Annotated in this window: 11 protein-coding genes; 7 read left to right on the top strand and 4 right to left on the bottom strand. The window is 67.6% G+C overall.

Annotated features, from left to right (window positions below):
• The first annotated feature begins 219 nt into the window (after positions 1 to 219).
• Positions 220 to 1,596, top strand: a complete 1,377-nt coding sequence (locus tag OG787_RS16950) for an FG-GAP and VCBS repeat-containing protein (protein WP_405535649.1) — start codon at positions 220 to 222, stop codon at positions 1,594 to 1,596.
• A 147-nt stretch (positions 1,597 to 1,743) separates the two neighbouring features.
• Positions 1,744 to 2,943, top strand: a complete 1,200-nt coding sequence (locus OG787_RS16955; protein WP_405535650.1) for a helix-turn-helix domain-containing protein — start codon at positions 1,744 to 1,746, stop codon at positions 2,941 to 2,943.
• Between the two features lie 817 nt (positions 2,944 to 3,760).
• Here OG787_RS16955 and OG787_RS16960 read toward each other — a convergent pair.
• Positions 3,761 to 4,216: a hypothetical protein gene (locus OG787_RS16960; RefSeq protein WP_405535651.1), complete on the bottom strand. Its 456-nt coding sequence runs from the start codon at positions 4,214 to 4,216 to the stop codon at positions 3,761 to 3,763.
• 28 nt (positions 4,217 to 4,244) lie between these two features.
• Positions 4,245 to 10,928, bottom strand: coding sequence for an RHS repeat domain-containing protein (locus OG787_RS16965; RefSeq protein WP_405535652.1), 6,684 nt, complete (start codon positions 10,926 to 10,928; stop codon positions 4,245 to 4,247).
• A gap of 521 nt (positions 10,929 to 11,449) precedes the next feature.
• Here OG787_RS16965 and OG787_RS16970 point away from each other — a divergent pair.
• Positions 11,450 to 14,992 (top strand): DNRLRE domain-containing protein, encoded by a 3,543-nt coding sequence (locus tag OG787_RS16970; protein ID WP_405535653.1) that lies wholly within the window; start codon positions 11,450 to 11,452, stop codon positions 14,990 to 14,992.
• Positions 14,993 to 15,087: 95 nt separating this feature from the next.
• Here the strand turns inward: OG787_RS16970 and OG787_RS16975 are convergent, their stop codons facing one another.
• Positions 15,088 to 17,478: a DUF4132 domain-containing protein gene (locus tag OG787_RS16975; protein WP_405535654.1), complete on the bottom strand. Its 2,391-nt coding sequence runs from the start codon at positions 17,476 to 17,478 to the stop codon at positions 15,088 to 15,090.
• A gap of 5 nt (positions 17,479 to 17,483) precedes the next feature.
• Positions 17,484 to 17,876 (bottom strand): hypothetical protein, encoded by a 393-nt coding sequence (locus OG787_RS16980; protein WP_369036786.1) that lies wholly within the window; start codon positions 17,874 to 17,876, stop codon positions 17,484 to 17,486.
• A gap of 86 nt (positions 17,877 to 17,962) precedes the next feature.
• On the opposite strand from OG787_RS16980, the gene OG787_RS16985 reads away from it, so the two are divergent.
• The 4 genes from OG787_RS16985 to OG787_RS17000 all read left to right on the top strand — a co-directional run bounded on the left by OG787_RS16985 (position 17,963) and on the right by OG787_RS17000 (position 20,222).
• Complete coding sequence (locus OG787_RS16985) at positions 17,963 to 18,370, top strand: VOC family protein (protein WP_369036785.1); 408 nt, start codon at positions 17,963 to 17,965, stop codon at positions 18,368 to 18,370.
• Between the two features lie 145 nt (positions 18,371 to 18,515).
• On the top strand, positions 18,516 to 18,923 hold the full coding sequence (locus OG787_RS16990; protein WP_369036784.1) for a hypothetical protein: 408 nt from the start codon (positions 18,516 to 18,518) through the stop codon (positions 18,921 to 18,923).
• A gap of 5 nt (positions 18,924 to 18,928) precedes the next feature.
• A complete protein-coding gene (locus OG787_RS16995; RefSeq protein ID WP_405540506.1) occupies positions 18,929 to 19,465 on the top strand; it encodes a DCC1-like thiol-disulfide oxidoreductase family protein in 537 nt (178 codons plus the stop codon).
• Positions 19,466 to 19,475: 10 nt separating this feature from the next.
• Complete coding sequence (locus OG787_RS17000; RefSeq protein WP_405535655.1) at positions 19,476 to 20,222, top strand: TetR/AcrR family transcriptional regulator; 747 nt, start codon at positions 19,476 to 19,478, stop codon at positions 20,220 to 20,222.
• Positions 20,223 to 20,225 lie beyond the last annotated feature (3 nt).

Below are 20,225 nucleotides of genomic sequence, written 5' to 3' on the forward strand. Positions count from 1 at the left end.
CATCTTTTGGGCCACGGCCTACAACCCTCCGCCCCTTTCACAGGTCTTGTGTGCGCTTCCCGTCCCATGATCGGCTCCGCCGCCCCGAAGAACGCGACCGACTCCGGTACCCCGGACACCGTTCGCGCGCGGCGCGGCAGGGCCGTACGGCCCTGCCCCGGACGGAAGCGACCAGACCACCGCGGGCAGCCGCAAGGCCCCGCGTACCGCAGGAGACACATGTCCATACGCACCACCGGTCGCCTGGTCCTCGCGACGGCGACCTCCGTCGCGCTGGCCGGCGGGCTGCTCACCCTGTCGGCGGGCACCGTGACCGCGGCCACCCAGGCCAAGTACGCCGACGACTACAACGGCGACGGCTTCCGCGACTACGCGTTCGGGGACGGAGGCGACTCCGTCACCGTGACCTACGGGACCGCAACAGGTCCCGGTACGAAGAGCAAGAGGTTCACGCAGAACAGCGCGGGCATCCCGGGCACGTCCGGGGACGCCGGAGGGTACGCCGACGGATTCGGCGGCTCTCTCGCGAACGCCGACCTCAACCGGGACGGGTACGCCGATCTGGTCGTCGGCGACCGGTCCGAGAGGGTGAGCGGCAAGGTCGCGGCCGGCGCGGTCACCGTCCTGTGGGGCGCCAAGGCCGGCCTGGGCGCCAAGGCGACCCGTATCCCCGTCACGGCCAACGCCTACTACGGCTTCGGCACCGCGCTCGCGACCGGCGACTTCAACGGCGACGGCAAGCCGGACCTGGCCGTCGCCGACGGGGTGGGGACGGTCTACATCTACCGTGGCGGGATCGGCCCGGCCGGTACGACGGGCAGGGTCACCAAGCACGACCACCGGGACCTGGGCGAGACCACCGCGCTCGTCGCCGGACGGGTCACGAAGGACAGCGCCACGGACCTCTACGTCCTCGGCCAGGGGTACAAGGGCGACAAGATGACCCAGGCCGCCTGGTTCCTGCGCGGCGGTGCCACGATCACGTCGGGCAGGCTGACGACGTACAACAACGCGCAGCCCGACTACGGCCCGACGGGTGTCATCGCCGACTTCGACAAGAACGGCTACGGCGACCTCGCGGTGAGCGACGTCCCGCACAGCGAGAGCGCCGGTTCGGTCGTCATCCTGCGCGGGAGCGGCACCGGCCCGGTGAGCACGTACTCCCGCCTGACACAGGCGACTTCGGGCGTCGCCACGAACCCCACGCAGGGCGACGCCTTCGGCTACTCCCTCTCCGCCGGCGACACCAACCGCGACGGTTATCCGGACCTCGCGGTCAGCGCCTCGTCGGAGAAGGTCGGCTCGGTCGCGAACGCGGGCGGCGTCCACGTCCTGCGCGGCAGCAGGAACGGCCTGACCGGGGCCGGTTCCAAGTGGTTCACGCGGGCTACGGCGGGAGTGCCGGGGAACGCCGCGCAGTACCAGATGTTCGGCCTCGGCGTCCGGCTTCGCGACATCGACCGGGATGGTGACGCGGATCTTCTGGTCTCGGGGCAGAACGGGAGCGGGACCGTGCTGCTTCGGTCGGCGGGGGCCAGTGGTGTGACGGTGGGGGCTGCGAGTGAGGTGGGGGTTCGGGCGGTGTTTCCGCAGTAGGGGGAACTCGACCAGATGACGGGCCCGGTGACCGGCGTTCGACGTCAGTCACCGGGGTCCGGGAGTCGCTGGGTGATCACCGTTTGCCCGATCCGGGACTGTCGGCCGGGGGTACCGTCTGAGTGTTGCCGCAGAACGGAGTTCGCCGTGTCGCCGCAGAGCATCGAGGAGCACACAGGGTCGCGTATCGCCCGCATCCGCAAGCAGCGAGGGCTGACACAGCAGGGGCTGGCGATGCGCGCCTGCATCTCCAAGTCGCTTCTGTCGAAGGTGGAGTGCGGGCAGAAGCCCGCCTCCCCCGCCCTCGTCGCCGCCTGCGCTCGCGCGCTGGGCGTTTCCACGTCCGACCTGCTGGGCCAGCCGTACGCGGAGGAGTTGCGCCGCGATCGCATGGACGCGTTGATACAGCCGATCCGTGAGGGGTTGGAGAACTGGGATGTCGCGTTGGACTGGGAGACGGCGCCACGTCCTGTCGCGCTCATCCGTGCCGACGTACAGCAGGCCCTCGTCCAGCGTCGCCAGGCGCAGTACACGGACATGGTGCGGGACTTGCCCGGCCTGATCGACGAGTCGGTGCAGGCCGTACACGCACGCTCTGGCGAGGAGCAGCGGTTGGCTTACGAGTGTCTGGCGGGGACATTCCGGTGCGTGTTCACGGTTGCGTGGAACTTCGGCTACATCGATCTCGCCACTGTCGCACTGGATCGGTTGGCCTGGACGGCACCACTCGCCGACGAGCCGGGCCTGGCCGCAATGCACGCCTACCTTCGGGCCCAGACGACGATGGCGTCCGGCCGGTACGACGTAGGCATCCGTGTGATCGACAGGGCGCTCAGAGACCTCGACGGCCAGGACGCTCGCCGGCCAACGGGAATTGAGGCCATGCGGGGCGTGATGCATCTTAGGGCTGCGGTGATCGCAGGTCGGATGAAGGACCGGGAACATGCGGACGTCCGTCTGGCTGAGGCTCGTACTCTCGCGCGGACCACGGGAGAGCTGCCCGACTTCGGCGTGACTTGGGGACCGGTGAACGTCGGTGTGCACGCTGTGGCCATCGCCTCTGAAATGGACGACTTCGTGCGCGCTGTCGAACTCGCCGAGGATGTACGGATTCCACGCGGCTGGACCCGCTCCAGAGCCGGGCATCACTGGATCGACCTCGGCCGTGCCCACACGTGGGCGGAACACCCGGAACAAGCTCTGGACTGCCTGCAACGCGCCCGTCGAGTCGCACCGCAACAGACGCGCTACCACCCGACAGTGCGAGAGACCGTGCTAGCGCTCAAGCGGCGCGCGCGCACCCGCAACAGTTCTCTCGCGCAGTACGCAGAGTGGGTCGGGATCTAACACGTTGTGACGGCATGGGGTTGCACCCTTCGGTGCAACCTACGGGCTTCGGCAATCGACAGGCTGACACACAGTCAGCAACCCGTGACCGATGGGCGGTCCTGGGACGCAACAGAGCTGTCGAGGAGTACCAACATGCCGCACGGTATCGCCCGCACCTTCCAGCCACCGCTACATCCGTCGCGACCTAGTCCCGACCATCACCGCAGACAATATTGCCGACACTTCAGCCGCGGCGTGCGGGTATCAGCCGCACGTCTTCCTGCCACCATCACGGTGTCGCGCTCTGCAAGGACAGTGCTGATCCAGGACATGGGCGGACGCGCGTGGTGAGCCCAACAGAGCAGGTACGCCTACTGCCTTGGGCCAGCCCCGAGGGGAAACCGTGCTATCTGGTCGGCGGCGGGACCGGATACGTATCACGTCTCGCCGACGACATGGAGGCGGCCCAACTAGAGATCTCCAGTGACCTCATCAAGCAAGCGCACCAGTTCCTTGCCGAACGAGCTTGGACTCCCGGTGAACTTCACCTACTGGCAGTCCAGTTGAGCGAGACCCTTGCAAACACACATCGGATCGCGGTGAGCCGGCGCGCACGCTTGCCCGCACCGGCTTACGAGAACCTCGCCGCTCTGGAAAGCCAGGCCGCTGAAGAGAACACCACGGACCCTCAGGAGCCAGACCTGCACGGCTGATCAACCTAGCCGCGAGTCGCCTCACCAGAGGACAGAATACAAATGGTGAGCCCTGGATGCCCTGACTCTTCAAGGCTCACCATTCCTGTGGACACAACCCGCACACCGTACAATATTAAAATTCACCCCTCACAAATCTGAGCAACGCACATATCACCACGAGCCGCCAACTCGTAAACTTTCCAAAAGTCGATCAGAGAAGTTTCCAAATCATCCAAATAGCCATCAGGGATTCCGCCCCGAATGACGCCATTCAATACATCCGGAGCCACGCCCATGACCTCCCGTACACTGATAGAGGAGAGGAATTCATTCACCTCTTTCACCTGCCCTGCCGTCAGAAATGTACAGGCCGTGCCAAAATCATCGTCCCCAAGTAGAGCCCCGCCTGAAACAGCAAGTGCCGCAACATCACTCGCTCCGATTCGCGCAAAGAAACTCTCGACGACCCCGCCATCCTCACCGAGATCGCAGATCACCTCGGACGCATCAGATTCCAGGTCTTGAAATCGAGAAATAACCCAGTCGAACCCGGATAGCACTTCCTCTGTAGACAGAGGGAACAACGAGACATTCACCGGAAACCAACCTCCGCTCAGGGTGAGATCAGTAGGCTAGCAGAGGTGCCAGCCCGGGAATCACGGAAGAGTCACTCGACCCCCACGGGCTTTGAGACCAGTCGTGATTCTCGACGTTCACATGCCACCACTCCTTCGCCCCTTCCGAGACCTTCTTGTACCAAGGGTCCTTCTCCGGAACAGGAGAACCAACGGGGACGTTCGGATCCCGCCCCTTGTCCTGATTCATATTCTTGGTTCTATAGCCAATCACTCCATCACTCTTCACAGAGGAAAAGGCATCAACCCATTCGCCCGCCTTAAAGAGGTTCGGCCCCTTTAGCGGCCACATACTGAATCCACTCTTCACTGTAACCTTCTTGCCGCCCTTACCATCCAACTGCGCTTGAAGGCTTTTCACATAAGCCGCCACCTCCGCACCGCCGTCAATTTCCGCCTTCCCTCCGAAGTGCTTCACATCCCACACGTAGACAGTATCGTCAGTCCAATAGAGAAGGTCAGCCCATCCCCCCTTCTTCTTCCCTGGAATGTTGCGGATATAGTTTTCGGAATCGCGATAACCCATCGTTTGCTGAAGGTCAACCGTCACCTCGCCGCCCCCCTTGGGCTGCACGGCACGCAACCAAGCCATGTACATGACGATCGCAGTGTCATGCGCTTTCGTGTACTTCTCTTTTACGTATTGGGCACGCTGCTTCTGACGCTGTTTCGCGGCTTGAGATTCTTCCTTAGCAAGGTCAAGTAGTCCCGATGGGTCACTTCGGGTAATTGGACTGTTACGGCTGTACGTATACCCGTTAACCTGCAACGGATCCGAGATATCAATAATCGGATCCGCCGACAGGAACCGCCCCGCCCCCTGGTCGTACTCCCGAGCCCCAATATGCGTAAGCCCAGTACCAGCGTCATCGATCCCGACGCCCAGGTAGCTCCGCTTGTTCGGCCAGCTCGTCGGCTTCGGCCCCCGCACCTCGCCGTACGGCTTGAATGCTCGGCGCGTCACCGGCTGGGTCGTGCTCGTCACGTCCACCGTCGTGTTCGCCGTGCCCAGGTGGTCCGCCAGCATCACGTTGCGCTTGTGACCTGTCGTCGCGCCGTTGCTCGTCGAGCGGACCACCGTCGGGGCGCCGGGGTGGACGTACGCACGGGAGGCACGGACGATCGTGCCCGTCGCGTCCGTCGTCACCTCCGTCTCGCCCAGGTACAGGGTCGAGCCCGACGGGGAGTTCTCCAGGAGGCGGTTGCCGTTCGCGTCGTAGACGTACTTCGTTGTCGTGCCGTCGTCCGTGATCGTGGCCGGCTTGTTCTCCTGGGTCCACGTCAGGTTCTGCGTCGTCGCCGACAGGTCGCGGACCGTCGTGTTGCCCACCGCGTCGTACTGGTAACTGCTGCCCTGGCCCGTCGGGTTGGTGCCGATCCAGCCCAGCGTGTGCGGTTGCTTGCCCTCGCTGTTGCCGTATCCGTAGGTGAAGGTGACGTTCTTCGCCGCGTCCGCCGGGTCGTGTTCCGTCAGCGTCGCCCGGTTGCCCAGCCAGTCGAACGTGAACGACTGGCGGTATGCCGTCGCGCCCGTCGAGACCGTCGTGGAGTCGGGGGCCGTCGCCGCCAAGGTCGACTTCAGGGAGTCGTCCGGCGTCGCCGTGTCCGACAGCGTGTCCGGGGCGTCCGCCACCGGGCCCGAAGAGGCCGCGTAGTCGGAGCGGTAGCCCCACGTCGTGCCGTTCGACGCCTTGCAGCTCTTGCCGTCGACGGGCGTGATGTTCGACGTCCAGGCGTTCACCAACTCGCCCATCACGTCGTACGTGAAGCACTGCGTGTCCCAGGGCGGAGTCGCCGAACCGTCCGTCAGCTGGCGGGAGTTGGACGTGATCATGCCGGACTGGTCGTAGGAGTAGTAGCTGTCCGTGATGCGGTGGGGGTCGGCTGTTTCGCGGTCGGCGACCGTGCGCTGGAGGCGGCCCGTGGACGGGTCGATGAAGTTCGTCGTCCAGACGCGGTAGGGCTGTACGCCGGACACCGTGCGCAGGGGCTCGCCGTACGGGGAGTAGGTGACGTCCGCCGTGTACCAGGTCACGCCCGATGTCGATTCGGGCAGGCCGTCGCTGTTGTAGCGGGTGACCACCTTCTCCTTCGGCAGACCGCCGATCGCCGGCAGCGTGGCCGACAGCGGCTTTCCGGTGGGCGTGTACGTGTACGCGTACTCGTACGTGCCCGAGAGTCCTGCGGTCATCGGGCCGGCCGCCGCGATCTTGGTCTTCGTACCCGTCGGGCGGTAGTCCGTGTCGTAGCCCGTGACCTCGTTCGTGTAATCGCCCTCCGACGTGTGCCGGACCGACGCGACCGGCTGACCCAGCGCGCCCGGCAGGCTGTCGTACGAGAACGACTTCACCGGGTCGGCGGTTGACGAGCCCTCGCGGACGTAGGTGACCCGGCCGAGGTCGTCGTACTGCGTGAAGGTCGTCCGGCCCTTCGCGTCCGTCACCTTGTTCGGGCGGTCCGCGTCGTCGTACCAGGTGTCCGTCTTGCCGACGTCCGGGTCGGTGGTCGACTTCACCCGGCCCCGGGCGTCGTACACGTACGTCCAGGTGTTGCCCGCCGGGTCCTTCACCTCGGTGCGGTAGCCGCGGGCGTCGTAGGTGTACGTCGTCGTGCGGCCCGCGTCCGTGCTGGCCGCGTCCTTGTAGTGACGGATCGAGGTGACGCGGCCGAGGGCATCCGTGTACGTGCGCGTCCGGGGGACGGTGGAGCCGGCCGGGTTCACGTACGTGCTCGTGTCGCTGTAGGTCGTGTACGTCGCGTACTTGTACTCGCCCGCGTGATACGTCGACTCTCGGTACGGGCGTTCGAGGCCGTCGTAGCGGAACTTGAGCTTGCTCGGGATCAGCGTCTCGGATCTGGGCTTGAAGAGCGCCGTCGTCGGCTCGCCCTTCGCGAGATAAGCGCCCTTCTGCTCGTCGACCAGGCCGTGGTCGTCGTACGTCGTGTCGGTGACGATGCGGCCGGGGCCGTGCGCCTCCGCCTGGGTCTGCACTTGGCGCAACAGGCCGTCGTAGAGAGTGACTTGTCTGCTGTAGGTGCCGTCGTCCTTGAGCGTGCTGGTGGTGACGGCGGCGGGGCGGGTCACGCTCTTCGTCGCTATCGCCGACTGGTAGTCGATCACCACGTCCGGCTTGCCGCCCGACGAGCGGGACGGGGACCAGCCCTGCACCAGGCGGCCGAGGGCGTCGTACTCGCTGCGCGTGACGCGGTTGTTGGCGTCGGTGACCGTCAGGGCCAGGCTCCGGCCAGGGTCGAAGGTCGTCCTGACGATGTGGCCCTTGGCGTTGATCGTCCGCACTTCGGTGACCGGACCGCCGCCATCGTCAGCCGATGGTGTGTACTCCGTCCTCGTCGTGCCCGCCGCCGGCTTCGTGACCGTCAGGATGCGGCCCAGCGCGTCGTACGTCGTCCTCGCGGCGACCACGTCCGACGTTCCGGCGCCGTCGACGCCGGTGACGGTCGTCACCAGGCCCCTCGACGGGATCTCGGTGTCGCCCGTACTCCCGTCGTAGCTGTTGCGCACCGACTTGATGAGCTTGGTCGCCGGGTCCGCCGTCGCGTACCCCGCGCACGAAGTACCCGTGCTGCGCTGCGACTTGGGCAGGCCGATCAGCCATGCCGAGGGGTTGTGAACGTACGTCGTCACCGTGCACGTCTGGTCGGAGAGGGTCTCGGCGGTGCCGTTCGGCCTGACCACCGCCGTCTCCACCTGGACCGGCAGGCCGTACGTATCGTCGACCGTCGTGAGGGTGCGGACCGCTCGCCAGCTTGTGTCGACGGTCTGGATGGCGTCCGTACGCCTGACTCCGCTGCGGTGGGCCAGCAGCGGCTCCATGTCCGTGGCGTCCTCCGCCTCCCTCGGACGGGACGCGGTCTGCTTCGACCAGGGGAAGTTCAGGGTGCGGTTCTGGACCTTTCCGCCGGAGTCCAGGTAAGTGATCGTCTCCGCCGTCATGCCCGCGTACTGCCGGTCGTCGTCCGCGAGCAGGGTGAGCTCTTCCTTGGAGTCCTTGACCTGGCCCCCAACCCCCAGGAAATAGCGGGTCTTGGAGTACGACTGGGCCTGTAGGACACCGTTCCCGGGAGCGACGCTGCTGCCCTTCGTCACCGCCACCTCGCGGTAGCCGCGCCAGTCGCTGAACGTGCGCAGGGACGGCCGGGTGAACTCGTCGTCGCTCTTGGACCAGGCCGGGCCGACATACGTGTAGACCGTCTTGATGTCCTGGCCGTGCGAAGTGACCTTGTCCCGTTCCGTGACGGACTCGACGACGTACTTGTTGAACCACGCCTTCGCGGGGGTCTCGTCATCACCGTCCGGGGACCAGCGGACCGGGTAACACGTGCCGTTGCTGCGGCCGTTGTCCGTGGCCGGGGCGGTCGCGCAGCCGCCCGTGTACTCGACCTCGATGTCACCGCCGCTCTCCGTCGACACCGTGCCGATGCGGGGGCGGGTGAAGCCGGGACGCTGATCGCTCGCGCCGGTACGGACCAGGTTCGGGAGTTGTTTGTCGCGCAGGCGTGCCCTCAGCGGTGAATCCGAACCGACCTTGTACTCGGCGAAGCTGACGCCGTCCGTGTGCTGGAGGGTGCCGACGTTGTCGCCGGGTGCGAAGCCGCGGCGGGTGATCGAGTTCAGCCAGAGGCTGGGGGCCGTGTCGTACCAGTCCTTGGGGAAGGACTGGTTGAGGGTGTACGTGTCGACCTTGCCCAAACCTGTCCGGCCCGCCCGGGCCGCCTCCGTCGTGACCGTGTCCAGGCGCATCTGCGACCAGAAGGACGGGAAGGAGGGGCACAGCTTCGACGTCGACTTGCAGTTGAGGTTGCCGGGGGTGTCCCACCAGAGGCGGTACGCGCCCGGGTCGTCGGTCTTGGCGAAGTTGTCGTCATCACATGCCGCCGCCGACTCCAGGCAGCGCTGCTCGACTCCGAACCTGACCCTCGCCGACGGCTTCGTCAGGTCCGCGCGCATGCCGTACTCGATGGTCGTCGGGTAGGCGAAGCGGTCGTACTGCTCCGGCGCCGTGGACTTCTTCTTCACGGCGTAGTGGTTCTTCTCCTGCTTCCAGCTGACGACCAGCGCGTTGCCGTGGACGTCGACGACCTTGTCCAGGCCCCAGCGCCAGGCCTGCTGCTTGCCCGCGCCGCAACGGGAGTTGGCGAAGGCGGCGTTGTAACAGGGTTCGCCGTCGTGGTTTCCGAAGACGGGGACGGTGGAGACGGAGTCGGTGTCGGCGTGGCCACCGCCCACGTCGTTGAGGCCGTAGTAGTACTTCGTGCCGTCGGTCGTGGTGACGATCCAGTACTCGCCGTTGTCGTCCCTGTTCGTGCCGGCTGTGACGCGGTGCTCGACCCGAGTGCCGTCGTCCTGCATGGGGCGGTAGATCTCGGTGGCCGTCTCGGGGTTGCTGCCTGCGGGCGCGTCGCGTACGAGTTCGGTGGTCTTGCCCGCCAGCGACATCACGGCGTTGTACGACACCCAGCACAGGTCGGACGTCTTGTCCTTCGCGGCCTTGTTGTTGGGGGTGCCCGCCTTGAGTGTCTTGCGGTCGTCCTGGCAGCTTCGGTAGCGGCGCTCGATGTGTCCGGGATCGTAGTCCCAGCCCTCGCCGATCCAGGACACCTGGGGTGAGGAGACCGCCGTACGGCCGTCGACGGTCTGGGAGTTGTAGCCGAGCGCGATGTTCGGGGCCGGGCCCGCGGGCGCCGCTGGGACCGTCAGCGGGTACGACCAGGTGAAGGCGCCCGAGGAGCCGCCCGCCGCCCACTTGCCACTGGAGGCGAGGGGCGTCGCCTTGAACGAACCGCCGTTGCCCGCACCGGAGTCCCGCATTCCTACAGCAGCCCGGTCGCCGGAGGCAGCAACGGCGGTCCCCGCGGTGGCGGGCGAACCGCGGTAGGAAACCTGCACTATTGACGGGCCGTCAGGTGTGGTTTCCCATGTCGTCGACGCCGGGGTGACCGTGCCGTCGGCCGCCGTGTCGACGACCGCTGTCACCGACTCGGTCTCCGTGTCGTTCGTCGTCGCCAGTTCCACGTACTCCTGGCACGCCTCGACTTCGGGGGTGTCGAGGTAGCACTCGGGGAACTGGACGAACTGGAGGCGGGAAGCCCAGTCGGCGCCGTAGAGGCTCTTGAACTTCGCGTAGTCGACCTTGACGGTGATCGGGACGGATCCGGTCGCCGGTGCCTGGACACCTATGACGGCGCCGTCCATGCCCTGAGAGACGGCTACGGTGCGGTCGTAGACCCTGACGTCCCAGATGCCCGTGGGGGCGGCCCGGTCGGGAGCCTGGCCAAGACTGACGGGCAGAAGGCCTGCCGGTTTCGGGTCCGCCACCTGCTGAGCGGTTGTGCCGGTGCGGACGGCGGCCGTTGTCGCGGTCGCGGTCGAGTCGAAGTTGACGCTCCCTGTGCCCACGGGCGTCGTCGTCGTATTCGCCGGGGGCTGCTCCCGGTTCGGGGGCACCGTGGCCTTGAGGGTCTCCAGGTGCTTCTCTTCGGTCTCGCCCTCGATGGGCACTTCCGGATCGAGCGTCTCCAGTTCGAGGGTGTCCTCGCGACCCTGCTCGGCCGCGGCCGGGTCGGGCGGTACGGCGAACGCCTGCACCGGCAGAAGACCCACCAGCAGGGCCGCGCCGACAGTGGGCACAACAGCCGTACGCAGCCTCGACATACGGCTACTACGGGCACGCGAAAAGCGACCGAACACGGTGAGGTCCCCCCGGACCACTTGGTGCGGGACCAGGATCGGACCACACGTGAGGGCATATCAGATGCGGGAGATTCTGTGACGGCTCTGTGGTGTTTCGCTAGATCACCTGTGTGGATGTGATGATCGACACGGTACGTAACATCTTGTAGCGGTTGGTGATGGGCGGAGTCCGACCTACCCGAGGTAACGGAGGCTGCTACCCCTTTGTGATCTATTACCAGATTCTTAACTTCCCTTTACAAATGCCGCTGAAATCAGGGAAGTTGAAGACGCTTTACGACGGTTTGACGTCATGGGAGTCGCTCCGCAGGACAGTTGTCGGCGGGCGAGGCCAATCACCAATACGGACGCGGTGATTGAGCGACTCAGTCACCGCGCGTATTCGCAATGCGTGACGGCAGCCGACTCATGGGCCATCATCGGCTGGCCCGGCCGTGCCCTTGTCGCGCGCCCGGTTCCAAGGGGGAAGGGGAACTCGCCCGATGACGCGCACCACGCGCAGCCGGTCTCGCATGCCCGGAACGCGCATGCCCGGACGCCGGACCACCGCCGCCGTACTCACCGCGGCCCTCGCCGCGACGGGCATCGTCTTCGTGAGCCTCGGTCTGGACGATTCCGGCCCGGGGTCGGAGTCGGGCGACGGGACGAGCGACAGCCGGCGCGCTCAGCCGGTCACCGAGGCCGTCGCGATCGCGCGTGCGGCGAAGACGGGAAAGTCCGTCGAGGTCACCGCGGAGCGCACCGCCCGCTCCACCACCTGGGCCAAGCCCGGCGGCGGCATGCTGAAGAAGCTGTACGCCTCGCCGATCCGGGCCAAGGTGGGCGGCGAGTGGAAGGACCTCGATTACGACCTGCGCCGCACCGAGGCCGGCTGGGAGCCCACGGCCACCAACACGCGGATCGTGTTCTCGGCCGGTTCGAGTGAGACATCCCGTGCCACCGCGTCCAGCGAGCGCGCGTCCCGCGCCACCTCCGTCCGCCGTGTCTCCCTCCTCAAGGGCACCGTCGCCGAAGCGGCCCTGGCCGCCGACGTGACACCAACTCCCCTGGTCACCCTCACCGTTGACGGCTACGACATCCAACTCACCTGGCCCGGACCGGTCCCCGCCCCGATCATCGACGGCTCCCGTGCCCTGTACCCGGAGATCTTCCCCGGCGCCGACCTCGTACTCACCGCCGACGACGACGGCTTCGCGCAGCTCATCGTGCTCAAGAACCGCCAGGCCGCCGCCGATCCCCATGTGCAGCAGCTCTCGTACGGCGTCTCCGCCCCGGACCTGAGCTTCCGGCTCAACCCGGTCACCGGCATCCTCTCCGCCGAGAACGCGTACGGCGACGACGTGGCGATGTCGCCCACCCCGCTGATGTGGGACAGCAGCGGCGTCCCGGCGGTCACGGACGGCGGAGTGGGCGCCAGCGCGCAGCCCACCACGTCCGAGTCGCCCGTTCCCACCGACATACCCGAGCCCGACCCCACGCCGAGCGACAGCACCAGCCCGGCCGACGACGAGCCGATCGAGACGGACGAGCAGACCGACACGGAGCCGGAGGATCTGCCGTCCGCCTCCGACGGTCCCGCGCCGACCGTGTCCGAGTCCCCGCTGCCGTCCGCGCCCCCCGAGCCGACGCCCTCGCCCTCGCAGACCGGCTCGGCCGCCACGCTCAGCCTGCCCTCCCTCGACGGACCGTCCCCCGACTCGCGCGGCGAGGTCGTCAAGTCCGGTCTGTCCGGGTCCACTTGGCTGCTCACCCCCGACCAGGACTTCCTCGCCGACCCGGCCACCACCTACCCGGTCTTCGTCGACCCGTCGTTCAAGAAGCACGTCACCGCCTGGACCACGGCCTACAGCCGCCACCCCAACGCGACCTTCTACAACGGCAAGGGCTTCAACAAGGGCGGTACGCACGAGGCGCGCGTCGGCTTCGAGTCCGACACCTGGGGCACCTCGCGCTCGTACTTCAACATCGAGTTCGACAAGGCCCTCAAGGGTGCGAAGATCACGAGCGCGAAGCTGTACATGCTGGAGACCTACTCCTGGTCGTGCAGCGCCCGTTCGATGAGCGTGCATCTCACCGGCCCGGTCAACTCGCGCACCAACTGGAAGAACGCGCCGAGGCTGCACGACGGCAACAAATACGCGACCAAGAGCTTCGCGCACGGATACAAGTCCGGCTGCCGGGACGCCTATGAGACGTTCGATCTGCGCGCTGCGGCACAGAAGCGGGCCAACGAGGGCGCGGCCACGATCACCTTCGGGATGCGGGCGAGCGACGAGAACTCGCAGTACGCGTGGAAGAAGTTCCAGGCCAACGGTGACTTCCCGCCCGTGCTGGACCTTGAGTACAACCGCAGGCCGACCGCCCCCGACTCCCTCGACCTCGGCCCCGACGCCAAGTGCACCACCACCGCGCCCTACGTCCGGATGGGCGCCGGCGGCATCACCTTCAGCGCCCGCTCGTCCGACCAGGACAGCAACCTCGACTTCCTGGACTTCGACCTCTGGCAGCACGGGAAGTGGGGCAGCACCGGGGACCTGCTCGGCACGACCGGCAAGGTCTCCGTCGGCGAGAACCGGGGCTCGGCCCTGGTCACGACAAACGCGTTCGCCACCAGCAAACTGATCAACGGCGGCCTCTACTCCTGGCGGGTCCGGGCCGTCGACGACGCCGGAACCTCCTCCGTCTTCTCGCCCCTCAAGACACCGTGCCGCTTCGTGCTCGACCTCTCGGCGCCCAAGCCGCCCAGGGTCAGTTCCGACGACTTCCCGAACGCCGACCGCAAGGACAACGGCCTCGGCCACGACGGCGAGGACGCGACCTGGAGCACGAAGAAGTTCGGCACACCCGGGATCTTCGTCGCGCGCGCCCTCGACAAGGACGTGGTGCGCTACGAGTGGGGCTTCAACTCCCCCAACTACGTGTTCGGCATGGACCGAGTGTTCAACACCGACGTTCTGGTCAGCGCGGGCATCCGCGACGCCAAACCTCCGGCCGCCGGCCCGAACGTCCTGTACGTCCGCGTCATCGACCAGGCGGGCAACGTCTCCCAGCCGACGAAGTACTTCTTCTACGTCACCCCACGCGACCAGGCCGACGCCCCCGGGGACTTCACCGGCGACAAGCTCGCCGACATGATGGTCGTCACCGCGGCCGGCAACCTGGGCCTCTACTCCTCGCGGACCGACGTCAAGGATCTGACCAAGGAGACCGGCGACCTCAACGAGTACTCGATGCCGGGTGCCTACCGGGCCAACCCGAACAAGGATCCCAACGGCGACAACCTGCCGCCTTTCTCCTCTCCGCCGAAGGAACACTTCAAGGGCGCCCTGATCACTCACAACGGTGACATCTACGGCGGCGACGGCCTCCAGGACCTCGTCGTCCGCCTCGGCGAGCGGCTGTGGGTCTACCCGGGGGACGGGTACGGCGCCGTCAACATGGACAAACGCGTCGAGATCCTGCTGCCCGACGGCGCACCGAACCCCTCGACCCTCACCCAGATCATGTCCGCGGGCGACGCCACCGGCGACGGCCGGACCGACTTCTTCGCCACCATCGGCGACGCGCTGTGGGTCTTCACCGGCTATCACGGCGCGACCATCGACACGGCGACCCAGCTCTGGCCCTCCGGCTGGACCGGCCGGGACCTCGTCACCGTCCAGGACGTCAGCGGCGACGGTGTGACGGACATCGTCTTCCGGGAGGACGCCACGGCCAAGCTGAGGCTCCGTACGGGCATCGCCGCGACAGGCGGCGGAGTCGACATGACCTCGCTGGCCAGCGGCGGCGGCTCGTCCGGCGGCGCCGACACCGAGTACGCCCCCGCCGGCTGGGACAGCGCCAGCATGCTCCACGTACTCGGCACCCCGGACGTCAACGGCGACTCCGTCCCCGACCTGTGGGCCATCCGCGCGGACGGCACCGTCCGCTTCTACGCCGGTGGCAAGGCGACCGTGGTCCCGGGTTCCGGACGGGAGGTCCTGGCGGCGAGGGACTACTGGAAGAACCGGATCGCTGTGGGGTGAGCGGGCGTTTGTACGTTGCCGAGGGCCCCGTTTCCTTCTGAGGAAGCGGGGCCCTTCGGTGTCGGCCGGTGTCTGCCGAGAGCCCGGGGCCCCGCCTACAACTGGCTCAGGATCGCCTGATCCGTGATCCTCGCATCGTCCGCCAGCAGCATCGCCTTGCTCAGGATCACCGCCAGCATCCGGTCGCCCTCGAAGGGGAGGTAGCCGTGTTGGTGGGGCTCGGGGTTGGTCTTCGGGACTATGCAGAGGTAGCGGTCGCCCGGGGACATCAGGATGTTGCCCGAGCCCAAGTGGATTCTGTACGTGTGGCGTTCGCCCCGGACGTGCAGGAAGCGGCCCTCCAGGGTGCAGCGGTCGGCTATCGCCAGGCGGGGGATCAGGCGTTCCAGGAGGGTTCGTCGGGTCTGGGCGCTCTGGGTCAGGTCGCCGAAGCCGTACGACGTCCAGTACTCGCGGAAGCGGCCGTCGGGGCCGCCGTCCTGCCAGGTCGGGTCGTTGCCGATGCTGGACACGCCCACGAACAGGTCGATGTCGCGCAGGACCTCGGAGAGGACCAGGGGTGGGATCGAGGTGAGGGGGAGGGGGTCCGCGGGGGCGCCGAGCGGGTAGAAGCGGACCTGGTCGGTGCGCAGGCGGAGGTAGGTGCCCGACTCCGTGGTGTCCACGTCGTACTCCTCGCCGTCGCCCGCGATCCAGAACTCGGCTCGCAGGCCCCACTCGGGGAGTTCGCGGATCGCCGGTGGGGCATCGTCGTCGAAGCACAGGCGGAGTTTGTGGCGCCAGCCCCTGATCGCCGCGAGGGAGTTGAACTGGTGCTGGCGTACGACGTGGGCCGCGAAGCGGTTGGAGTAGGTCGACGTCGTGCGTTCCGCGTCCGTCAGGAGGTACAGCTCCCGATGGGCCTGTTTGAACGGTTGCGTGATCTCGTGGTGTTCCAGCCAGTCCCGCCAGGCCATCACCTCGGCCGGGTCCCTGTCCACCGGGTGCCAGAGCGTCACCTCCGTGCCCGTCGTCACCGGGGTGTCCGTGAGGGTGCGCAGGTCGCCCTCGGCGAAGCCGGTCGGGGTGCCGTCCACCGTCCAGAGGAGTCGGCGGGCCAGGGTGCCCACCAGAGGGTGGTCGAGGTAGCGCTCTCGCCAGGTCTCGTACGACCACGTGCGGCGGGCCAGGAACTGGCGGTCCAGGCGCTCGCTCTGGGCCGTCAGCATCTTGTCGATGTCCTTGGCCGCCGCCTTCAGGTCCTTGAGGTCGTCCGCGTGGTCCCTCCGGACCGACGCCGGTACGGTCCTCGTCGGCTTGCCTGCCGCGTTTTTCCAGGTCAGATGGGTTCTTGTGCCTTTCGTCGTCAGCTCGGCCGTCACTTCGCCCAGGTGGTGGGTCGAGCGGCCGACCTCTGTGAGGCCGTAGGCCGGGACCGCCAGTTCCTCGATCTCCTCGCGGCTCAGGCCCAGTGCGGTGGCCCGGGTCCGCAGAGCCGTGTCGAGGAGCTTCGCCGTGTTCTTGTGCGTCATGCGGGTGGACAGGCGTGCGAGTTGGGCGAGGGCCTCGTCGCCGTCGATACGGGAGAGGGCGACCACTCCCGCGTTGGCGACCTTCGGGTTGCGCGCGCCCAGGCCGGCGATCCTCTTGAGGGAGGTCTCGACGAGGGCCCCCAGGGCACGGGCCGTGTCCGGGCGCGGGGGCAGGAGCGAGAGCAGCCAGGCCAGGCCCCGGAGCGCGTTCGCGTTGTAGGGGTCGAGGGCGCTGTTGATGTCCGGGTCGTGCGGACCGCACTCCAGCGGGAACGTGCGGGGACGGCCGACCAGGGTGAGCCAGCGGAGTGCCGTCACGCGGACGTGGTCCTCTCCGAGCGTGTCGGCAAGGGTGCGGGCCCTCTTGTCCCACGTGGCCGTGGGTCTGGAGGCGGTGGCGGTGGTGAGGTGGGCGAGCAGGGCTTCCCAGTCGGGGCCGGTGGCGTCCGCCATGGCACGCTCCGCCCATTCCTCGCCCACGTTGAGTACGGGCCGGTCGGTGCCCTCGGGTGCGGGGTGGGGCTCGTAGCCGGTGAGGGCGGAGCGGCGGAAGAACGCGACGACGGCCGGCGCGAGCGCCCTGCCCCTGGTGATCTCGGCTTTGGCGAGGAGGTCGAGCCGAGCGCCGTACCAGTAGTAGTGGTTCACCCTGCCCAGCTCGGCCAGTTCCGCGAACCGCTCGGCGGTGAGCGGGTCGTCGGGAAAGTCCCAGGAGAGGGCACTGACCAGGGTCAGGCTGTCCGTCCGTCGGTCGGGGTCCTGTCCGCGCTCGTGGAAGCCCTCCACCAGCACGTCGACGAGACGGCGCCGCTCCGCCGGACCCAGCCTGGTCAGCTCGCCGAGGACCGCTTCCCAGGCCTCCTCCCAGTAGCCGTCGGTGGCCCTGATGGCGCTCAGGGCGGCCTTCGCCGTCAGTTCCATGTCGCCCTCGGCGATCCGGCGGCGCAGTTCTCCTGCCAGTCCGTAGCGGCGCATGACCGTCACCCACCCACCAGGGGAACCAGCTTCAGGAACGTGACCTCCGTGCCGAGCGCCAGCTCGATCTCCTCGTCGAGGTCGGTCACCTGGCGCTCCCCCACCAGCACCAGGAAGCCGTTGCCCGCGAACGCGCCGAGTGCCAGCTCGGTCTGGGCCTCGGGGTCCATCCGGCGGGGCGTGCGCAGCGCGTAGCCGTTGAGCACGCGCTCCGCGTGTGCCGGCTGCACCAGGCCCTGGAACACCTCCGGCGTACGCGCGTTGTACTCCGCGACCTCCTGGAACACCCGCCGCCGGATCAGCTCACGCAGCGCGAGCCGTTCCTCGGCGATCTCCAGCCCCCAACCCTCGGCCCGGGCCCCGCTTGTCGTCTCGTCGACGAACGTCACCATTCCCATGCCGACGACAGTACGAGGCACCACTGACAATCACCGGCGCGCCGGAGATGTCCGATTTCGACCGACCATCCCCTTACCCTGACGCCATGTCAGATGACGAGTCGTACGAACTGCTCGGTTTCGACAACGTGCTGCTGCCCGTCGGTGACCTCGCCGAGGCGGTCGCCTTCTACGAGCGTGCCGGGTTCGGCATCACCGCCCGGCTCGACGAGGCCGGGATCGCCGTACTGAGGGTCGGCCCCGAGACCCCGGGCCTGCTGCTGCGCGTCGAGGAGGCGCTCGGCCACCGGCCGCCCCCGTGGGCCTCGCCCCGGATCTGGCTGGAGGTACCGGACGCCAAGGCCGCGTTCCGCGCCATGACCTCGGCCGGTATCACCCCGCTCGACACCCCGCTCTCCGTCGCCACCGGCTGGACCGTCGAGATCGCCGACCCCTGGGGCAACGTCATCGGCTTCACGGACTACCGGAAGCGGCCTGAACTCGGGCGGTCGTGAACCTCGCCCCACGGCCGTGAGCAGTCCGCCCCGGATCCCACTTGAACGTGTTCAAAAACAGGTCTACAGTCTCCCCCGTAAGCACTTTTGAACGCGTTCAAGTCGTTCGGGTGGGGCAAGGACACGGGGACAAGGACGAAGAGACATGGACCTCACAGTCGTCGCATACGTCATCTATCTGCTGGTCAGCGTCGCGCTGACCGTCTGGGTCGCGCGGACTCTCAGCAGCAACGGGCGGGTCTTCCTCGCCGATGTGCTGCGAGGGAACGAGAAGCTCGCCGACGCCGTCAACCATCTGCTCGTGGTCGGGTTCTATCTCGTCAACCTCGGGTTCGTCGCCCTCTATCTGAGCGGTGACGGGGACATCGGCAGCACCCGGGAGGTCTTCGAGGCCCTCTCCACCAAGCTCGGGGTCGTGCTGCTCGTCCTCGGTGTCATGCACCTCGCCAACGTGTTCGTGCTCAGCAAGATCCGGCGGCGGGGTGTCATGGAGCGGGAGCAGGTGCCGCCCGTCGCTCCGCAGGGGTGGGTCGCTCCCACCGCCGGGGCGTGAGCAGGATGAGCCAACTGGATGCGGTGGGGTCGGGGGACACCATCGCCCGCGCGGACCGGCACGCCACGGGGGGCGTGCCGGTCCGCCGGCTCACCGTCCTGTACGACGCCGACTGTGAGTTGTGTGCCTTCGTGCGGGAGTGGCTCGTACGGCAGCCGCAGCTCGTGCCGTTGGTGCTGGTGCCGGCCGGGTTCGAGCGGGCCCGGGGGCTCTTCCCGACCCTCGACCACTCCGCCACCCTCGCCGACATCACCGTCGTCGGGGACGGCGGGCAGGTCTACCGGGGCGCCGGTGCCTGGGTCGTCGTGCTCTGGGCGCTGCGGGAGCATCGGCCGCTCGCCCATCGGCTCAGCACCCCGGCCGGCGCCCGGGTCGCCAAGGCCGCCGCCCTGGCCGCCGCCAAGTGGCGCGGGGCACAAGGGGGTGACCACAGGCGCGGTCGGCGTACGTACCAGCGGACCGACGGATGGTCGTACGATCCCAGCCTCGGGTGGATCCACAACCCGCCCGGCTGTGACAGCGGCGCCTGCTCCACTGGTTAGGCTCGCTTCCGTGTCAGCAGCAGCGAAAGACAGCCCCAGCCCCAAGAGCGAGCAGACCCGTGCGCTCATCCTGGAGACGGCCATGCGGCTGTTCAAGGAGCGCGGGTACGAGAAGACGACCATGCGGGCCATCGCTCAGGAGGCCGGGGTCTCCGTCGGCAACGCCTACTACTACTTCGCCGGCAAGGAGCATCTGATCCAGGGCTTCTACGACCAACTGGCCCGGGAGTACCAGGTGGCCGCTCGGGAAGTCCTCGACCGGGAGACCGAGTTGGAGGCCCGGCTCGCCGGGGTGCACCGGGCCTGGCTCGATGTCGCCGCTCCCTACCACGAGTTCGCCGTGCAGTTCTTCAAGACCGCCGCCGACCCGAACAGCCCTCTCAGCCCGTTCTCCGCCGAGTCGGAGCACGCGCGCGTGCAGGCCATCGAGGTGCACAGGGAAGTGCTCGCCGGGTCCAAGGCCAAGGTGCCGGAGGAACTCAAGGACGTACTGCCCGAGTTGATGTGGCTGTCCCAGATGGGCATGGTCATGTACTGGATCTACGACCGTACGGAGGGCCGGGAGCGCACCTACCGGCTCGCCGGACGCGGCGCCCGGCTCACCGCCCGCGGTGTCGCCCTGGCCCGCTTCCGGGTGCTGCGTCCGCTCGTTCTCGAAGTCCACGACCTGTTCAGCGACTTCCTGCCCGGCATGACCAACGCCCTTCCCAGCCCTGTAAAACAGGACGGGAAGGGCTCTTCGGCCGGCGAGAACTGAGTT

The sequence above is a fragment of the Streptomyces sp. NBC_00075 genome, from assembly GCF_045041225.1.
GTDB lineage: Bacteria > Actinomycetota > Actinomycetes > Streptomycetales > Streptomycetaceae > Streptomyces > Streptomyces adonidis.

What these genes read in the sequence shown, in the direction of transcription:
- OG787_RS16950 (WP_405535649.1), top strand. Translation starts at nt 220, where the DNA reads ATGTCCATACGCACCACCGGTCGCCTGGTCCTCGCGACGGCGACCTCC.
- OG787_RS16965 (WP_405535652.1), bottom strand. Translation starts at nt 10,928, where the DNA reads ATGTCGAGGCTGCGTACGGCTGTTGTGCCCACTGTCGGCGCGGCCCTG.
- OG787_RS16970 (WP_405535653.1), top strand. Translation starts at nt 11,450, where the DNA reads ATGACGCGCACCACGCGCAGCCGGTCTCGCATGCCCGGAACGCGCATG.
- OG787_RS16975 (WP_405535654.1), bottom strand. Translation starts at nt 17,478, where the DNA reads ATGCGCCGCTACGGACTGGCAGGAGAACTGCGCCGCCGGATCGCCGAG.
- OG787_RS16980 (WP_369036786.1), bottom strand. Translation starts at nt 17,876, where the DNA reads ATGGGAATGGTGACGTTCGTCGACGAGACGACAAGCGGGGCCCGGGCC.
- OG787_RS16985 (WP_369036785.1), top strand. Translation starts at nt 17,963, where the DNA reads ATGTCAGATGACGAGTCGTACGAACTGCTCGGTTTCGACAACGTGCTG.
- OG787_RS16990 (WP_369036784.1), top strand. Translation starts at nt 18,516, where the DNA reads ATGGACCTCACAGTCGTCGCATACGTCATCTATCTGCTGGTCAGCGTC.
- OG787_RS16995 (WP_405540506.1), top strand. Translation starts at nt 18,929, where the DNA reads ATGAGCCAACTGGATGCGGTGGGGTCGGGGGACACCATCGCCCGCGCG.